General features: G+C 51.0%; 2 protein-coding genes. Both read left to right on the top strand.

Translation table 11 applies throughout. The features are described from left to right. The first annotated feature begins 238 nt into the window (after window positions 1-238). Entirely contained in the window at window positions 239-1246 is a 1008-nt protein-coding gene (locus tag QM529_04890; protein MDI9313993.1) for a LysM peptidoglycan-binding domain-containing protein, read from the top strand. A gap of 104 nt (window positions 1247-1350) precedes the next feature. Beyond that, on the top strand, window positions 1351-3857 hold a 2507-nt coding region (locus QM529_04885; protein ID MDI9313992.1), incomplete at its 3' end, for an FAD-dependent oxidoreductase.

The raw sequence follows: 3857 nt of genomic DNA, 5'->3' as shown, positions 1-3857 counted from the left end.
AAGGATTAAAATGCAAAAAGAATTACCCACCAGCGAAAAAGTTGTGGATTATTTGGTTTATCAAATGAAAAACATTAAAAACGATAAGAATTGGCAAGCGGTCGCTGCGATGTCCGTAAAAAATGAAAAAGAATTACTAAACGAGCTGCAATATTTAGAGAAAGGGCAATGGACAAATGCAATAAACCACGCTGACGTGTTAGTGGCTAACGATAAACTAATATCAAAATTGCTTTTTTTGGCAGAGGGCCCATGGAATGACAAAAAAATCCTAAAAGATAATAATACCATCACCGAACGTTATTGGTTGAAAAATCGAAATGCCGAGGGCGGGCATGACACGGTGATTGGTTTTTCATTCCCGGGCGATAGCGGCAGGGTGTTTGATTATGACATTACTGGCAATATCCTGTGGGGTTACAGAACCCGCGCGGCCGGTAAAGAAATCTATGAGGTAGGAATGAGAGGAAATGATACTGATAACACGGGGAAGCATTTGTCTGCACAAGAAAGCAAAAGCGACAATGCGGCCATTGCCTTCGGCGCGTATCTGTATAAAAAATATGGCGACAATATTACAACGGAAATTTTGCAACGGGAAATTCTTGCCGCCAGTGGGTTAAATGTGCATAATCGCGCCGAATTGCAGGAAAAATTTCACAAGGTGAAACAGGGCGATACATTTTTTGACATCGCCAAGCAAAACGGCATCAGCACCGAACAATTGGTGAAATTAAACCCGCAGATAACCAACCCCAACAAATTGCCCATCGGTGCCACTATCAACCTGCCCACCCCTGACAAAGCCATTCCCGACCCGGCAACATTAAAAAAATTAAAGGCCAGCGGCGCCATCACCCCGCGCCAGGTCGACGATATTTATAAACAAGCCTATGACTCGCCGCACCACCTTGCCCCCATGCCCGCCCAATATAGCGAAGATTCCAGCAATAATGGTGGTAAGGATTTCGCCGACACAGCAAGCGATGGGTCAAGCGACACCCCAACCGGCACAGCATTTTACGTTTGGCGCACCCGCCATGACACCCATGTGCGGCCATTGCACCGCGATTACGACGGCCATGTTTTTGCCTGGGGCGACCCACCGGCCGATGGCCACCCGGGCGACGCCAATGGTTGCCGGTGCCGCGCCGAACCATTTCACGAATCGAATGTTCTTTACCATGACACCCCCACGCCGACAAAAACTAACCTAGATTACAGCCGCCACGCCGCTCGACCATAATTATTTTTTTGCCCAAAAGTTTTTTGCCAGGAAAAATAGTGCTTGCAAAATAGGCTTGCAAAAGATAATCAGGAAATTGTAAAAGGACCGATAAGGAGAAAAATATGGCCAACGCACCCGCAAAAAATTTCGCACCATCTGGCAAACAACGCACCGCCCGCGTGGTGGTTATCGGTGGCGGGGTTAATGGTGCCTCCGCCCTCTACCATCTGGCGAAAAAAGGTTGGAAAGATATTCTGCTTATCGAACGCACCGAACTGACCGCCGGTTCAACATGGCACGCCGCCGGGTTGTTGCCATTGTTCAACATGAGCTATTCGGTCGGGCAACTTCACCAATATTCGGTTGAGCTGTATAAAAAATTAGAAAAAGAAACCGGCCAAGAGGTTGGTTTTCACCAAACCGGCAATTTGCGTTTGGCGCGGGTGCGCGACCGGTTGGACGAATATAAAAATTACCAATGCACCGCCGAAACCATCGGCGTCGAATGCCACATCATCGGGGTGGACGAAATTAAAAAACTATGGCCGCTGGCCAATATGGACGGGTTGGTTGGTGCATTGTGGCACCCGACCGACGGGCATATTGCACCGGTCGATGTTACCATGGCCATGGCCAAGGGCGCGCGGGCAATGGGCGCGACGATTGAACAAAACAAAACCGTGGTCGCCATCGAACGCACCGACGCGGCGGAATGGAAGGTTATTATCGAAACCACCAATGCCAAGGGCGACGAAAAATTAAGCAGTCGCGAAGAAATTTTGTGCGAACATATTGTTTGCGCCACCGGCAATTACGCGCGGCAAACCGCCCTGATGGTTGGGTTGCAAATTCCCGCCATTCCCGTCGAACACCAATATATTGTTTATGACGTCGACCCGGTGTTGAAAAAATACCGCGAGGCCGGCAACAAAGAATTGCCAATTTTGCGCGAACCCGATGCGCAATATTATTTCCGCGAAGAACGCAATGGTTGGATTCTGGGACCTTATGAACGCAACGCGCCGGCGCGGTTTGTCGACGGCGTTGACCCAGGTTTTGAAAAAGATTTATTCCCGGGCGACCTTGACCGGTTGTTGCCGCATATCGAGGCCGTGATGCACCGCGTGCCGTCGCTGGAGCAGGTCGGGGTGAAAAACGTCGTCAATGGCCCGATTTCATACACGCCCGATGGCAACCCGATGGTTGGGCCGGCGTTCGGCCTGCCCAATTTTTGGATATCGGAAGGCCACAGCTTCGGCATTACCGCGGCCGGCGGTGCTGGTTGGCAATTGGCCGAATGGATGGTCAATGGGCAACCATCGGTCGACATGATAGGCGTCGACCCACGGCGGTTTGGCGTGACGTCAAAAAAATTCACCAAAATTAAAAATGAAGAAGCCTACGAACATGTCTTCATCATTCATTACCCGCACGAAGAAAAACCAAAGGGCCGGCCGGCAAAAACCATGCCTTGCTATCCCGAAATGGCGGCCGCCGGCGCGGTGTGGGGGCAAAATTTTGGTTGGGAACGGCCATTGTATTTTTCAAAATCGGACGACACAAAAAAAGACGATTGGTCGTTCCGCCGGCCAAAATGGTTTTCGACCGTCGGCGACGAAGTGCGCAAAATGCGCGATGAGGTTGGGTTATTGGAACTTTCGACCTTTGCCAAATACGTGGTTGAGGGGCCGGGGGCGCGGGCTTATCTTGACAAAATGGTGGCCAATGCCATACCGAAAAACATCGGCAAGTTAAATCTTTGCCACGCCCTATACCCGACGGGTTCTATCCGCGCCGAATTCACGATATTGCGCTTGCCCAACGGCAGTTACGGCGAAAAATTTTATGTTGTCGGCCCGTCGCGCACCCACGACATCGATTGGGATTTCTTACAAAAATCGCACCCGAAAGATGGTTCGGTGTTTTTGACCGACATGACCACCACCAACGGCGTGTTTATTCTCGCCGGGCCAAAATCGCGCGAAGTGATGGCCGAATTGGCCGATGCCGATATGTCGAACGAGGCTTTCCCTTGGTTGTCGGGCCGCGATATTCCGCTGGGGTTTTGCCCCAATGTGCGGGCGTTGCGCGTGAATTTCGTCGGGTCGCTGGGGTGGGAATTGCACCACCCGATTGAATATCAATTGCACCTGTATCGCGCGATTATGGAGGCCGGCAAAAAACACAATATCGGTTTGGTCGGCATGCGGGCGATGGAATCAATGCGGTTGGAAAAAACCTATCGCCTGTTCGGCACCGATTTGAATGCTGAGAATACTATTTTGGAGGCCGACCTGGGCCGGTTCGTGCGACTTAACAAGGGGAATTTCGTCGGGCAAGAGGCGTTGGTTAAACAACAGGCGGCCGGCGTGCCACGCAAATATGTGACGATAGAAATTGACGCCACCGACGCCGATAGTTTCGGCAACGAACCGGTGTTTATTGGTAACGAGGTGGTGGGTCGCGGCACCGCCGGCGGTTACGGCCATTATGTTAAAAAATCGTTGATGTTGGGTTATGTAAAAACCGACCATGCCAAGGTTGGCACCAAATGCAAGGTGCGAATTTTGGGCGAATTGCGCGACGCGGTTATTATCGGCGAAAGCCCATATGACCCGGAAAATACTGC

This window comes from Hydrotalea sp. (genome assembly GCA_030054115.1).
GTDB lineage: Bacteria > Pseudomonadota > Alphaproteobacteria > JASGCL01 > JASGCL01 > JASGCL01.
The sequence above is the reverse complement of the archived record's forward strand: the minus strand, read 5'-3'. Positions and strand labels throughout refer to the sequence as shown.